At 71.8% G+C, this 13834-nt stretch carries 15 protein-coding genes; 10 read left to right on the top strand and 5 right to left on the bottom strand.

What is annotated here, in order from left to right; all coding sequences use genetic code 11:
• The first annotated feature begins 144 nt into the window (after positions 1 to 144).
• Positions 145 to 423, top strand: a complete 279-nt coding sequence (locus K6T50_RS05650; RefSeq protein WP_222608423.1) for a UPF0058 family protein — start codon at positions 145 to 147, stop codon at positions 421 to 423.
• A complete protein-coding gene (locus K6T50_RS05645) occupies positions 423 to 839 on the top strand; it encodes a DUF4112 domain-containing protein (RefSeq protein WP_222608422.1) in 417 nt (138 codons plus the stop codon). The genes K6T50_RS05650 and K6T50_RS05645 overlap by 1 nt, the downstream gene beginning before the upstream one ends.
• 17 nt (positions 840 to 856) lie before the next feature.
• Here the strand turns inward: K6T50_RS05645 and K6T50_RS05640 are convergent, their stop codons facing one another.
• On the bottom strand, positions 857 to 1837 hold the full coding sequence (locus tag K6T50_RS05640) for a PLP-dependent cysteine synthase family protein (RefSeq protein WP_222608421.1): 981 nt from the start codon (positions 1835 to 1837) through the stop codon (positions 857 to 859).
• Between the two features lie 126 nt (positions 1838 to 1963).
• On the bottom strand, positions 1964 to 2338 hold the full coding sequence (locus tag K6T50_RS05635) for a DUF5798 family protein (RefSeq protein WP_222608420.1): 375 nt from the start codon (positions 2336 to 2338) through the stop codon (positions 1964 to 1966).
• Between the two features lie 89 nt (positions 2339 to 2427).
• On the opposite strand from K6T50_RS05635, the gene K6T50_RS05630 reads away from it, so the two are divergent.
• From K6T50_RS05630 to K6T50_RS19135, 5 genes are all read left to right on the top strand, one after another.
• Positions 2428 to 2967, top strand: coding sequence for a hypothetical protein (locus K6T50_RS05630; RefSeq protein WP_222608419.1), 540 nt, complete (start codon positions 2428 to 2430; stop codon positions 2965 to 2967).
• Positions 2964 to 3953 carry a hypothetical protein gene (locus K6T50_RS05625; RefSeq protein WP_222608418.1) on the top strand — a complete coding sequence of 330 codons (990 nt, stop codon included), beginning with the start codon at positions 2964 to 2966 and terminating at the stop codon, positions 3951 to 3953. The genes K6T50_RS05630 and K6T50_RS05625 overlap by 4 nt, the downstream gene beginning before the upstream one ends.
• A 130-nt stretch (positions 3954 to 4083) precedes the next feature.
• On the top strand, positions 4084 to 4467 hold the full coding sequence (locus K6T50_RS05620; protein ID WP_222608417.1) for a PRC-barrel domain-containing protein: 384 nt from the start codon (positions 4084 to 4086) through the stop codon (positions 4465 to 4467).
• A gap of 39 nt (positions 4468 to 4506) precedes the next feature.
• Positions 4507 to 5331 (top strand): 5'/3'-nucleotidase SurE, encoded by an 825-nt coding sequence (surE, locus tag K6T50_RS05615; RefSeq protein ID WP_222608416.1) that lies wholly within the window; start codon positions 4507 to 4509, stop codon positions 5329 to 5331.
• Between the two features lie 93 nt (positions 5332 to 5424).
• Positions 5425 to 5553 (top strand): hypothetical protein, encoded by a 129-nt coding sequence (locus tag K6T50_RS19135; protein WP_264084013.1) that lies wholly within the window; start codon positions 5425 to 5427, stop codon positions 5551 to 5553.
• A 58-nt stretch (positions 5554 to 5611) separates the two neighbouring features.
• Here the strand turns inward: K6T50_RS19135 and K6T50_RS05610 are convergent, their stop codons facing one another.
• From K6T50_RS05610 to glpK, 3 genes are all read right to left on the bottom strand, one after another.
• A complete protein-coding gene (locus tag K6T50_RS05610) occupies positions 5612 to 6322 on the bottom strand; it encodes a competence/damage-inducible protein A (protein WP_222608415.1) in 711 nt (236 codons plus the stop codon).
• Positions 6323 to 6507: 185 nt separating this feature from the next.
• Positions 6508 to 7584 carry a DUF7973 family transport facilitator gene (locus K6T50_RS05605; protein WP_222608414.1) on the bottom strand — a complete coding sequence of 359 codons (1077 nt, stop codon included), beginning with the start codon at positions 7582 to 7584 and terminating at the stop codon, positions 6508 to 6510.
• Positions 7585 to 7590: 6 nt separating this feature from the next.
• Positions 7591 to 9123 (bottom strand): glycerol kinase GlpK, encoded by a 1533-nt coding sequence (glpK, locus tag K6T50_RS05600; RefSeq protein ID WP_222608413.1) that lies wholly within the window; start codon positions 9121 to 9123, stop codon positions 7591 to 7593.
• A 189-nt stretch (positions 9124 to 9312) separates the two neighbouring features.
• Between glpK and K6T50_RS05595 the strand changes: the two genes are divergently transcribed.
• From K6T50_RS05595 to glpB, 3 genes are all read left to right on the top strand, one after another.
• A complete protein-coding gene (locus K6T50_RS05595) occupies positions 9313 to 10491 on the top strand; it encodes a Cdc6/Cdc18 family protein (RefSeq protein WP_222608412.1) in 1179 nt (392 codons plus the stop codon).
• Positions 10492 to 10581: 90 nt separating this feature from the next.
• Complete coding sequence (glpA, locus tag K6T50_RS05590) at positions 10582 to 12387, top strand: anaerobic glycerol-3-phosphate dehydrogenase subunit GlpA (RefSeq protein ID WP_222608411.1); 1806 nt, start codon at positions 10582 to 10584, stop codon at positions 12385 to 12387.
• Positions 12377 to 13717: a glycerol-3-phosphate dehydrogenase subunit GlpB gene (gene glpB, locus K6T50_RS05585; protein ID WP_222608410.1), complete on the top strand. Its 1341-nt coding sequence runs from the start codon at positions 12377 to 12379 to the stop codon at positions 13715 to 13717. The genes glpA and glpB overlap by 11 nt, the downstream gene beginning before the upstream one ends.
• Positions 13718 to 13834 lie beyond the last annotated feature (117 nt).

The raw sequence follows: 13834 nt of genomic DNA, 5'->3' as shown, positions 1-13834 counted from the left end.
TCGCGACTGTCGCCGTCGCGTCGGAGTCGCGCCGTCGTCGCGGGAACGGGGACGAGATGGGGACGTTCTCCGGTCGCGCACGGCCCGGCGCGTGCGACTACCCCACGAACAACGCTTAACTCACAGAGTAGCCAATCGACGCGCATGCACAAGGACGAACTCCTCGAACTCCACGAGCAGATGGTCACGATCATGGAGCACTTCTCCGAGCGTGAGGAGGTCGACGAGTCGCTGTTCGAGCCGTACCACGAGCTGAGCGTCGACCCCTCGCACGTCCACAAGTCCAAGAGCGAGCACAAACACGCCGTCTTCGTGCTCGGGAACGCGCTCGCGTCGGCGATGTCGGAGGACGAGTTCTCCAACGCCGGCCGCGTCGGCAAGCGCATGGAGGAGCTCGCCGACGACGCCGAGTCCAAGCTCTGATGGCTCCCGAGGCAGCCGGCGGGGACGCGAGCGCCGCGCTCGCGGATCGCCCCGCGGAGTCGCTGGCGCCGTCCCCCGCCGACGCCCGCCGACTCCGGCGCGCCAGACGCGTGGCGCATCTCCTCGACGACGCGATCCGACTGCCCGTCGTCCGCTACCGCGTCGGCGTCGACGCGCTCGCGGGCGTGATCCCCGTCGTCGGCGACCTCCTGGCGACGCTACTCGCGCTGCTTGTCGTCTGGGACGCGTTCCGGCTCGGCGCCCGCAAGCGCCTTCTCGTGCGGATGCTGCTGTACGTCGGGATCGACCTCCTCGTCGGCTCCGTCCCGATCGTCGGCGACGCGCTCGATGCGGTCGTGAAGCTCAACCGCCGCAACGTCCGCCTGCTCGAACGGGAGCTGGTGCGGCGCGACTGATCGCCTCGCTCACCCGGTCACCCGGTCCACTCCTCGAAGTCGCGGTAGACGCCCTTCGAGAGGTATCGCTCGCTGGAGTCCGCGAACACCGTGACGACCGCGTCGTGGGGCGCGTCCACGTCGCCGTCGCGGATCTCCTCGGCGACCTCGATCGCCGCCAGCGAGTTCGCGGCCGCGCTGGAGGCGACCAACTGGCCCTCCTCGCGGGCCAGCCGGGCCATCTCTTCGTGGACCGCGCGGTCGGGGATCGTCTTCAGGTCGTCCAGTTTCTCCGGGTCGACGAGCTCGTTGGTGCTCACGTCGTGGGTGCCGATCCCCTCGGTCTTGTACTCGCCCTCCTCGGCGTCCTCGCCGAACAGGTCCCCGTACGTCGACCCCTCGGGCTGGACGCCGACGATCCGCGCGTCCGAGCCCCGATCGCGGGCGTAGTCGGCCATCCCCATCAGCGTCCCGCCGGTGCCCATGCCGGCGACGATGGCGCCGACCTCGCCGTCGAGCGCGTCGAACACCTCCGGCCCCGTCGTCGCGTAGTGGGCCTCGGCGTTCAGCGGGTTCGAGAACTGCTGGGGGACGACCGCGTCGTCGAGTTCCTCGGCGAGCTCGTGGGCGCGCTCGATGGCGCGGCCCATACCGTCCTCGCTTGGCGTGTTGACGACCTCCGCGCCGAGCGCGCGCATGAGCTGCTGCTTCTCGACGCTGAATCGCTCGGGCACGACGAACACCGCGTTCACGTCGAGTTGGCCGGCCGCGACCGCGAAGCCGATCCCCGTGTTGCCCGCGGTCGGCTCGATGACGGTCCCGCCCGGGGAGATCGTTCCTTCCTCCAGCATCCGTTCGAGCATGTACGCCCCGATGCGGTCCTTCACCGACGCGCCGGGGTTGAACGACTCCAGCTTCGCGTACACCGGCACCGCCTCGGGCGCGGCGTGCACCCGGACGAGCGGCGTCTCCCCGACCGTCTCCAACACGGAGTCGAGGGGGTCGCGATGGGTGGTCATGCGTCGCAATTCTTGCCGACGGTCACGTATCTTTCTATCCGCTCGTCGCCAGGGTCGGTCGGTCGGTCGGTCGCGACGGAGCGACGGACCGGGCTATCGGTCGTCGTCAGTTGTGGTGAGTTGTGGTCAGGTATCGTCGGTTCCGTCGCCGTCGGTCCCGTCGTCGCCGTCGGTCCCGTCGTCGGCGGAGGCTCCGTCGCCGGCGCTGTCGCCCGAGGTGCCCTCGCTGCCGTCCTCGGCCGAGTCGTCGTCGCCCTCGGCCTCGGTTTCGACTTCCTCGAGCACCGCGTTCACGTCGACGCCCTGCTCCTCGGCGAGCGCCTCGACGAGCGCGCGCTGCTCGGCGAGTTCGTGTTCGAGCGCGCCGACCCGCGATTCCGTCTCCTCGACCGAGCCCCGCACGGACTCGACCTGCTGGCGGATCTCGTTCACCTTCGCGTACAGCTTCTCGGCCATGTCGGCGACTTTCTGGAGCTTCTTGGCCGTGCTTCCGAGTCCCATACCGGCGACTATCGCGCGGTGCCCCTGTGCGTTGCGGTCCGCGTCGCCGACGCCGAGGGATTTACGCTCCCGGGTTCGTACCCGGCTCCGTGTACCGACGAACGGTCCTCGCGGCCGCGACGGCGACGCTCGCCGGCTGCGGCCTTTCGCCCTCCCCGCCGACGACGGACGGCTACCCGGAGACGCCGCCGAACGCCTTCTTCGCGTTCGAGTGGAACCCCGACGACGACGAGTACGTCGTCGAGTTCGCCCGGGGGAACCGCCTCACCGCCGACAACACCGGCGCCCTCGCGGTCGTAGTGGATCCCGTCGACGACGGGGATCCCGTCGAGCGCCTGTGGGTCGGCGCCCCGGACGCCGACCCCGGCGGCGGCGACTTTGGCGAGCCCCTGACCGCGTTTCCGCTGGCGCCGGACGCGCAGCTCCGCGTCCCCGTCGACTCCCCCGGCACGGTGCGCGTCGTGTGGACCGACCCGGAGGCCGAGCGCTCGCGGGCCGTCGGCCGATGGCGCATCGAGAGCCAGCCGACCCCGGCGTCGGAACCGGAGACGGAGACAGCCACGGCGACGAAGACGGCCACGGAGACGAAGACGGCGACGACTACCGCGACCGCCGCGGAGGAACGGTGAACCGCCGACGCTTCCTCGCGGGCGTCGGCGCGGCCGCGGCGACCGCGACGGGATACGGCGCCCTCCGCGTCGCTGACATCCGGCCGTACGACCCGGGCGTCCCCGCGGACGACCTCGGCGCCGCCCCGACCCCGCGCGAGCGCGTCCTCGCGGCGGTCCGCCACCTCTTCGAGGCCGACCACCGGTCGGTCACGCGCGTCCGGATGGCCGCCGACTGGACCGGGGAGGCCCCGTATCCGCTGACACGCCACCGCGAGTTGCACGAGCACTCGCGCCGGCGACACACCCACGCGCTCACCACCTACGCCAACGGGGTGGTCCGCCTCGACCGCGAGCGCGACGGCGTCGACGCGCGGACGCTCACCCCCTACGCGACGATCAACGCGTACATCCACTTCGTCGACGCCACCCTCGCGGACCCCGAGACGCTGCCCGAGCGATTCGTCTTCCACGTCGCCGACGGGAGCCTCGCGTACGACCGCGACGCCCCCGAACAGGCCGTCGGCGACCCGGTAACCGTCGACGGCGGCTACGCCGGAACGGCACCGGTCGCCGACTTCGAGCGCCCGCTGTTCGGCGAGCCGATCCGTCCACACCGCGCGTCGTGGAGCGCACACGACCGCGACGACGTGACCGTCACCTACCGCCTGTCGGGCGCCGACGCGTACGCGCGGGCGGTGCCGCTCCCGTTCGTCGCCGTCGAGGCGATCCACGACGACGCGGCGGTTCGGGCGACGCTCGACCGCGACACCGGACGCCTCCTGCGGGTCGTCGACGACCGCCACCTCGACGTGGACGTGGGCGTCGACCGCCGGGACGTGCGGACCGTCCGGATGCGTCTCGTCACCGAGATCGACCGATACGGCGACGCCGCCGCGCCCCGTCCGGACGGGGAGTACGGCGCCAGTCCGCAGGGATCGTTCCTCGACGGTCCCGCGCTCCGGGATCGACTCGCCGGGCTCGCGTACGACCTGAGAACGTACTGACGCACGCTGCGGATGCACTGACGCACTCTGCGGACGTGGTTGCGCACGCGTCGGCCCGGCGACGCGGAGGGCTCGTCCCCCGCCGTCGCTGAGAAGACGTTAAGTGACAGGCTGCGAAGGTCGGACCGTCATGCCATCCGACACCACGCCCGTGACCGACCTCGCGAGCAAGGAGGTGTTCACGGCGGACGGCGCGCGCGTCGGCCGGGTGATCGACGTGCTCGTCGACCTGGAGGCGGACGCCCCCGTCGCGCTCGCGCTGTCGGACGTCGACGAGGAGACCGTGGGCGGCCTGCCGAACGGCGCCGCGGGCGTGCGCGTCCCGTTCCGGCTCGTCCGGGGCGTCGGCGACGTGATCGTCCTCCGCAGCGCCGCCCACGAGGCGGCCCTCCCGCTGCCCGGCGGCCGCGGCGGCGGATCCGGGATCAGCGCCGACGACGGGGACGGATCGCCCGACCGGGACGCACCGACCGATGGCGGGGACGCGTCGACGGGCGACGACCCGATCGTCTGAGGCGGCGTGCTTTTGTCGGCGCCGACCGACCCGCGGACAATGAGCGCCAGCGACGCCCCGACGTTCCTCCTGACGAACGACGACGGCATCGAGAGCCCCGGGTTTCGCGCCCTGTACGACGCCCTCTCGACGGTCGGCGAGGTCGTCGCGGTCGCGCCCGCGGACGACCAGTCGGCCGTCGGCCGGAAGCTCTCCAGGCGCGTCGCGGTCCGCGAACACGAGATGGGCTACGCCATCGAGGGCACCCCGGCCGACTGCGCCGTCGCCGGACTGGAGTCGCTGTGTCCCGACGCCGACATGGTTGTCGCCGGCTGCAACAAGGGCGCCAACATCGGCGCGTACGTGCTCGGGCGCTCGGGTACCGTCTCGGCGGCCGTCGAGGCGGCGTTCTTCGGCGTGCCCGCGATGGCCGTCTCGCTGTACGTCCCCGGCGGCAGCGGCGACGAGTGGCGACGGAAGGCCTCCGACGTCGAGGACTACGAGGAGGCCGCGGCCGTCACGCGCTATCTCGTCGAGGCCGCCCCGGACGCCGGCGTCTTCGACGAGGCGGACTACCTGAACGTGAACGCGCCGTGGACCCCCGAGGGGCGCGCGACCGGGATGGAGGTCACGCGCCCGTCGACGCTATACGACATGACCGCCGAGCGCGACGGCGACCACGTCGACCTGGTCGACCGTACCTGGGACCGCATGCAGTCGGGCGACATCCCCGATCCCGTCGGCACCGACAGACGCGCGGTCGTCGAGGGCCGGATCTCCGTGTCGCCGCTGACGGCGCCGCACACGACCAGGCACCACGGGGCGCTCGACGGGATCGCCGACCGCTACGACCCCGCCTCAGTCCCGCGCGTGACCGACAACTGACGACCGATCCCGACCACGTTGCCGGCGCTCGACGCCCCGACGCCGTCGCCCGGGATATACACGTTTATACGCCGTTCGGTCCCACTCCAGCGCATGAACCCGCTTCCGCTCGTCGCCGAGTCCGGCTCGGAGGTCGCGCTGCCGACGACGCCCACCGCGGCGGTCGTGCTGATCGCGAGCGTGCTGGCCGTCGTCGTCTGGCTCGCGTACCTCTACCGCTGAGTCGGGGATGGCGAGCCCGCTGCGTTTGCTCGGGTGAGCGACCGCCCCGTCGTTCGCGTCAGTCCTCGGCCGCCGGCGGCGACTCCGCGGTCTCGACGCGCTCGCGGAACCAGTCGGCGGCGTCGGCGACGTGCGCCTCGTCGGTGCCCGTGAACTTCACGCGCACCGTCTCGCCGGGGTAGGAGCCGACCGCCACGTCGTATCGCTCGCGGACCGCCGAGAGCCGGTCGAGCAGGCGCGACTCGGGCTCGGGCGTCTCGACGGTCGCGGTGTGTGGCTCGTCGCCGGCGAACTCCTCGGCCACCGACGCGAACATCGCCTTCATCTCCGTGGGGACGCCCGGGAGCACGTAGACCGAGTCGATCACACACCCCGGCGCGACGCCCTTCTCGTTGTGGATGACGCGCGCGCCCGCCGGGAGGTGGGTGGTCCCCTCGGTGAGGTCGTCGGCCGCGTAGCCGCCGTGCTCGGTGAGGTACGCGAGCGCCTCGTCGCTGGGGGCGAGGTCGACGCCGACGGCGGCGGCGACGCCGTCCATCGTCACGTCGTCGTGGGTGGGGCCGACGCCGCCGGTGACCACCACCGCGTCGTAGGCGTCGCGATACTCGCGAACAACGCCCGCGATGTCGTCGACGCGGTCGGGGACGGTCGTCACGCGATCGACGGCGACGCCGCGGCCCGTCAGCCGCTCGCCGAGCCACGAGGCGTTGGTGTTCACCGTGTCGCCCGCGAGGAGTTCGTCGCCGACGGTGACGAGTGCGACCTTCATCGACGGAGGGGTAGTCGCTCGCGGGGATAAGTTCGGCGGCGGTACGACCGCCGCGACTCGACCGCGCGCCGGTCCGACCGGCGTCGGCCCGAACGGTCCCGACCGGCGTCGGTCGGGGACCGTCGTGTCCGGGGTCGGTCGGCCTGGTCGCGCTGGCGGTGACGGTCGGAAGCCGTCGCGCCGGCTCAGAGGTAGCCGGCGTTGGGAAGCACGCCGAGGAACGCCAGCACCGCGACGACGAGCATCGCGAGGGCGATCGCCATCGCGGGCGGGTCGACGTGGGTGCCCGAGTGGGCGTACATGACCCGCTGGGTCACCTCGCCCAGCAGCCCGCTGAAGACGCCGAAGGCGCCCGCCGCGAGCAGGGCGACGACGCTCCCGGCGACGGGGGCGACGACGACCGCGCCGACGGCGCCGATGAGCGTGATGTGGTGGGTGACGGGGATCTTCTCGACGCCGAGGTTGAGGAACAGCAGGCTCATCGCCGAGATGGCGTACCCGAGGAAGATGCTCCCCGTCCGGATCCAGATGTAGCCGCCGAGGATCCCCCCGACGAGGCCGATCGTCGCGACGCCGGCCCACTTGTACTGGTGTGGGAGCCACGGCTCGGTCGCGAGGCGTCCCTCGTGTTCGATGGACACCTCGCCCCCGTCGGCGACGGCCCTGGGCTCCTCGCGCTCGAACGGCGACATGTCGAGCAGGCTCCCGCCGGCCGCCTTCCCGACGAGCGGGTAGCCGAACGCGACGCGGGCGATCAGCGCCGTGAGGACGACCGACAACGCGATCGTGTCCGTCGGTGTGCCGATCGCGGCGCCGACCTGGTTGATCAGCATCCCCAGGAGGCCGAAGACGGCGCCGACGGCGAGGATGTCGGGTTTCGTGCCGAAGGCGTACAGGATGTTCTTCCCGAAGTGGTAGTCCCAGCCGTCGGGCTCCATCTCGGGGTACTTCTTGCCCGCGTACGCGGAGGCGGCGACGCCGCCCGCGAAGGCGTTGTGCGGCCCCGTCACCGCGCCGAAGCCGATCACGCCCGTCACGCCGGCGGCGAGTTCGCCGCCGTTGATCCCCGGCAGCGTCCCGATCTCGCGCTGGAGGATCGCCAGTCCCTCGCCGAGGAAGACGACGAAGCCCGTGAAGACGAACGCCGGCAGCGCGCCCAGTGCGGCGCCGAAGGCGCCGCCCGCGAGCGCGGTGATGAACAGGAGCAGGAACGTCTCCCACTCCGTTCCGAGCAGGGGAACCTGAAGCAGTAGGTCGTACATCCGCGATCAGTCCTCCGTAGCCCAGTTCCGCGAGCGTTCGACGGCGTCCCCCCACCGGTCGTACATCGCGTCGGCGTCGGCGGCGTCCATCTCGGGGGTGAACTCCCGGTCGACCTGCCAGTTCTGCCGGAGGTCGTCGACGGAGTCCCAGTAGCCGACAGCGAGGCCGGCGGCGTACGCCGACCCCAGCGCGGTGGTCTCGTCGACCTCGGGTCGCGCGATCTCCGTCTGGATGATGTCCGACTGGAGCTGACACAGGAAGTCGTTCTTGACGGCGCCGCCGTCGACGCGAAGCGAGGTGGTCTCGACGCCGGAGTCGGCCTCCATCGCCTCGGCCACGTCGCGCGTCTGGTAGGCGATCGCCTCCAGGGTCGCCCGGACGATGTGCTCCTTTCGCGTCCCGCGAGTCATCCCGACGATGGTGCCGCGGGCGCGACCGTCCCAGTGGGGGGCGCCGAGTCCCGTGAACGCGGGGACCATGTAGACGCCGTCGGTGGAGTCGACCGACCGCGCGAGCTCCGCCGTCTGTGCGGCGTTGTTGATGAGGTCCACGTCCTCCAGCCACTCGATGGCGGCGCCGGTGACGAAGATCGACCCCTCCAGCGCGTACCGGACGGGCTCGTCCGACAGCTGGAAGCCGATCGTCGTGAGCAGGCCGTGGTCGGACTCGACGGCCTCGGTGCCGGTGTTCATCAGGTAGAACGACCCGGTGCCGTAGGTGTTCTTCGCGTCGCCCTCGTCGAAGCACGTCTGGCCGAACATCGCGGCCTGCTGGTCGCCGAGCGCGCCCGCCACGGGGACCTCGGCGCCGAGGAAGCCGTCGGGGTCGGTGTACCCGTAGTACTCCTCGTCGGAGGACGGACGAACCTCAGGCACCATCGACTCGGGAACGTCGAACTCCGCGAGCAGCTCGTCGTCCCACTCCAGCTCGCGGATGTCGTACAGCATCGTCCGCGAGGCGTTCGTCACGTCGGTGATGTGGTTGCCCGTCAGGTTGTAGATGAGCCAGCTGTCGATCGTTCCCATCAGCAGCTCTCCCGCCTCGGCGCGCTCGCGGAGCCCGCCGCCGCGCGAGGACTGCAGCTTCAGCGGCTCGGCGTTGTCGAGGATCCACTCGGTCTTCGTCGCCGAGAAGTACGCGTCGGCCTCGAGGCCGGTCTTGCCGCGGATCCACTCGACCTTGTCCGCCGCCTGTAACTCCTCGACGCGGTCGGTGGTGCGGCGGTCCTGCCACACGAGCGCGTTGTGGACGGGGCGGCCGGTGTCCGCGTCCCACACGACGGTCGTCTCGCGCTGGTTCGTGATGCCGATCGCCTCCAGCTGGCTCGCCTCCAGCCCCGCGTCGGCGAGGCCCCTCGTGACGACCGTCGTCGTGTTCTCCCAGATCTCCGTCGGGTCGTGTTCGACCCACCCCGGCTCCGGATAGATCTGCTCGTGTTTCTCGTACGCGTTGGCGACCACCTGCCCGGCGTGGTCGAACACCATGAATCGCGTCCCTGTCGTTCCCTGATCGATCGCGCCGACGTACGTGTCTGGCATGTGTGCGTGTCCTCCGTCCGGAGTCCCGCTCGGACGAGACGCCGATACCGATAGATGTATAGTGAACGATTATAAACGTTACTGACGCACGGGTAGCAGTAGTAAACAAACGGAGGAGCCGCCGACCGAGAACCGGTCGCATTAGAACCCCGCCCCGCATACCGCCAGTACCCACCGCATCAACCGACCATGGACATCGAGGATCGGATCGCACGGCGTCAACGCACCGGCGACCGCCGCCGGCTCGTGCTCGACGAGCAGCAACTGAGCCCGGTCTGGCATCCCGAGGAGCCGATCGGGCGGGGGCAGCTCATCGAGCGGTTGCTCGATCACTTCGACCCCGTCTTCGACGGACGGGCGCCGCCCGACGGGTACCTCCACGGGCCGGGCGGGGCCGGGAAATCAGCCGTGGCGACCGCGCTCGCCGACCGGCTGTCGGCGTCGCTGTCGCCGCCGAGCGACGCCGTCTTCACCACGACTCGCGGGGGGAGCGCGCCCGGCGTCTCGTTCGTCTACGTCGACCTGCGGACGGCCGACTCGGCGTTCGAGTTCTCCCACGCCGTGCTCGACGCGCTCGTCGCCGAGTCGGTCCCCCGCCGCGGCGTCGGCACCGACGAGCTCCACGAGCGACTGGAGCGTCGCGTCCGCGGCGCCGGCCCGGTGGTGGTCGTCGCCGACCACGTCGGCGAACCCGAGACGGTCGACGTGGCGACGGTCGCCGAGCGGCTCGACGGCGTCGCGGGCGCGTTCGCGTGGCTCGCCGTCGGCCGGGCCGACCCCGACGCGGTCGGCGTCCCCGACGACGCCGTCGTCGTCGACGTGGAGGCGTACTCCCGCGCGACGCTCACGGACGTGCTCGCGTCGCGGGCCGACGACGGGCTCGGGCAGGGCGCGCTCGCCCACTCGGCGATCCGGCGGCTCGCGGAGTGGGCCGAAGGCGACGCCGGCGTCGCGCTCTCGGCGCTGTTGGGCGCCGTCGAGGCCGCCTCCGACGACGGCGACCCCGTCGTCGACGACGCCGACGTGGAGGCCGGGATGGCGGCCGTGCCGTGGCCGTGCGTCCCGCTGGGACGGGTGCTCACGCTCCCGGAGAACCGCGTTCGGACGCTCGCGTGTCTCGTCGACCTCCCGCCGGAGGAACGCGCTCCCGTGGGCGAGTGCGCCGCGCGGATCGCCGACCGCATCGACCTGACGGCGGCCACCGTCGAGCGGTTCCTCTACGAGCTCGCCGAGACCGGCGTCGTCGAGCGCGTCAGGGTCGACGACTCCGGCGGCCCGGGGAGGCCCCCGAGCCGGGTCGACCCGCGGTTCCCGACGCTGGCGTTCCGGCGGCTCGCGCGTCGCTGGAACGAGGACTCGTCAGCCTGACCTCCCGTTCGACGTATTCTACGATCACTGCCGGGTAACCGATAACGTAATACCCGGCGCCGCCGTGACACGTGATACCGAGGAGATCCGATGAGCGAACGAACCGAGGTGCTCGTGATCGGCGGCGGGTCGACCGGCTGCGGGGTGGCCCGCGATCTCGCCACCCGCGGGGTCGACGTGACGCTCGTCGAGCAGGGCAACCTCACGCACGGAACGACGGGGCGGATGCACGGCCTCCTCCACAGCGGCGGCCGGTACGCCGTTTCCGACCAGGCCAGCGCGCGCGAGTGTATCGAGGAGAACCGGGTGCTGCGCGACATCGCGAGCCACTGTGTGGAGATGACTGGGGGACTGTTCGTCAAGCGCCCGGAGGACACCGAGGAGTACTTCGAGGAGAAGCTGGCGGGGTGTCGCGACTGCGGCATCCCCGCGGAGGTGCTCACCGCCGAGGAGGCTCGGGAGGTCGAGCCGTTCCTCGCGGGCGACATCGACAGGGCGATCCGGGTGCCCGACGGCGCGGTCGACCCGTTTCGCCTGTGTGTCGCGAACGCCGCCGACGCCGAGGCCCACGGCGCCCGCATCGAGACGCACTCGCCGGTCACCGACGTGCTCGTCGAGGACGGCGAGGTCGTCGGGTGCGAGGTGACCCACGAATCGGGGTCGGGGAACCGGATCCACGGCCGCGAGGGCGGCACCGAGGAGATCTACGCCGATCACGTCGTCAACGCGACGGGCGCGTGGGCGGGCCGCGTCGGCGACATGGCCGGCGTCGACGTGGAAGTTCGACCCAGCAAGGGCGTGATGACCGTGATGAACGTCCGCGAGGTCGACACGGTGATCAACCGGTGCAAGCCGAAGGGCGACGCGGACATCGTCGTCCCCCACGAGACCACCTGCATCCTCGGCACCACCGACGAGGAGGTCGACGACCCCGAGGACTACCCGGAGGAGGCGTGGGAGGTCGACCTCATGATCGAGGAGCTGTCGAAGCTCGTGCCGATCCTCGACGGCGCCCGCACTATCCGTTCGTACTGGGGCGTCCGGCCGCTGTACGAGCCGCCGGGAACCGGCACCGAGGACCCCACCGACATCACGCGCGACTTCTTCCTGCTCGATCACGACGAGCGCGACGAACTGCCGGGGATGACCTCGATCGTCGGCGGGAAGTTCACTACCTACCGACTGATGGCCGAGCAGATCTCCGACCACGTCTGTGACCTCCTCGGCGTCGACGCCGAATGCACCACGGCTGACCGTCCGCTCCCCGGCAGCGAGAACTTCTCGACGCTGCGCGACTACATGGACGAGTTCGGCCTGCGCTCGCCGATCGGCCGCCGGAGCGTCCAGCGGCTCGGCTCCCGCGCCGACGAGGTGCTCGACACCGACGAGCCGAACCCCGTCGTCTGCCAGTGCGAGGCGGTCACGCGCGCGGAACTCCGGGACGCCATCGACGGCTCCGGCTCGGACCTGAACGCGGTCCGCCTGCGGACCCGCGCGTCGATGGGCAACTGTCAGGGCGGCTTCTGCGCCCACCGGATGGCGAACGAGCTCCACGACGCCGACGAGGCGTTCGACCGACCGACCGTCGACGCCGCCCTCGACGAACTGTGGCAGGAGCGCTGGAAGGGGCAGCGCCACGCGCTGTGGGGCGAACAGCTCTCGCAGGCGATGCTCAACCACCTGCTGCACGCGACGACGTTCAACCGCGACGGCGCCGCGCCCGAGGACTTCTCGGCATTCGACGCCGGCGCGGACGAATCGGCGGACGGGACGGGCGACTCCGGCGGCACTGACGACGCGAACGACGCCGGCGGTGCCGACGACGAACCCGGGCCGGCCGCCGCCGACGGCGGCGTGTCCACCCGCGACCGCGGAGGTGACGCGGGTGGCGATTGAGTCGGCCGTGGTCGTCGTCGGCGGCGGTCTCGCCGGCGCGACGGCGGCGCTGTCGGCGGCCCGCGAGGGCGCACACGTCCACCTCGTCTCCGCCAACGAGAGCACGCTCCGACAGGCGAGCGGGCTGATCGACGCGCTCGGCTACCCCGTCGCCGACGCGGGGCGGGAGGGCGACGACAACGACGGCGACGGCGGCAACGGGGTCGCCGCCGACTCAGGCCCGCTCGCGGACCCGTTCGCGGGGGTCGACGACCTCCCTGCCGACCACCCGTACCGACTGATCGGCGCCGATGCGCTCCGCGAGGGGCTCAGCCTGTTCGACGACACCGTCGGCGACCTGTACCGGGGCGGCCACACCGACCGCAACGCGCTCGTGGCGACCACCTCGGGGCGCGCCAAGCCGACGGCCCGGTACCCGCGGAGCATGGCGCCGGGACTCGTCAGCGACGAGCGCCCGACGCTCCTCGTGGGCTTCGAGGCCGCGACGGACTTCGACGCGCCGCTCGCGGCCGAGCGACTCTCTGCGGCGGGCGTCCCGTTCGACGTGACGGGCGCGACGATCGCGTTCCCCGGCGAGTACCGCGCGGACGCCGCCGTGACGCGGTTGGCGCACGCGCTGGAGCGGGATGAGGACGCAGGGGATGGGCGGACGACCCGTCAGCGACTCGCCGACCGCGTTCGCCCCCACCTGGACGACGCCGAACGCGTCGGATTTCCGGCGATCCTGGGCGATTCGCACGTCGAGGAGGTGCGCGCGGATCTGTCCGAGCGCCTCGGCGTCGAGGTGTTCGAGGTCCCGACGGGACCGCCGAGCCTCCCGGGGATCAGACTGTCGGACCGGCTGTTCGAGGCGCTCGACGATGCCGGCGTCTCGATGACGACGGGGACGCCGGTCGTCGACTTCGAGCCCGAGGAGGACGGCGCCGGCGGCGACCGGATCGACCGCGTGTTCATCGACCGCAACGGCGCGAGGATACCCTACGCGGCCGAGCAGTTCGTCCTCGCGACGGGCGGGCTCGTCGGGAAGGGGCTGGACTCGGATCGCGAACGCGCGACCGAGGCGGTGTTCGGCTGCCACGTCCCCCAGCCGGACGACCGCATGGAGTGGTCCGAGGGGGGCGCGTTCGCGGACCACGCGTTCGCGCGCTTCGGCGTTCGGATCGACGAACGGGGACGCCCGCTCGCCGCCGACGGGACGCCGGAGTTCGAGAACCTCTCGGCGGCCGGCGGGGTCGTCGGCGGGGCGGACGTTGCCCGCGAGAAGTCGGCGAGCGGGGTCTCGCTCGCCACGGGCTTGGTCGCGGGTCGGACCGCGGCCGAGGAGGTGTGACCGACATGCACGACACTCACGACACACACGACGACTGCGGCTGCGACGGCGGCGACGCGACGGAATCACCCACAGCGGCCGGCGGCGGGGAGCCGGCGACCGACGGCGGCACCGCGG

The sequence above is a fragment of the Halobaculum magnesiiphilum genome (genome assembly GCF_019823105.1).
Taxonomy (GTDB): domain Archaea; phylum Halobacteriota; class Halobacteria; order Halobacteriales; family Haloferacaceae; genus Halobaculum; species Halobaculum magnesiiphilum.
The sequence above is the reverse complement of the archived record's forward strand: the minus strand, read 5'-3'. Positions and strand labels throughout refer to the sequence as shown.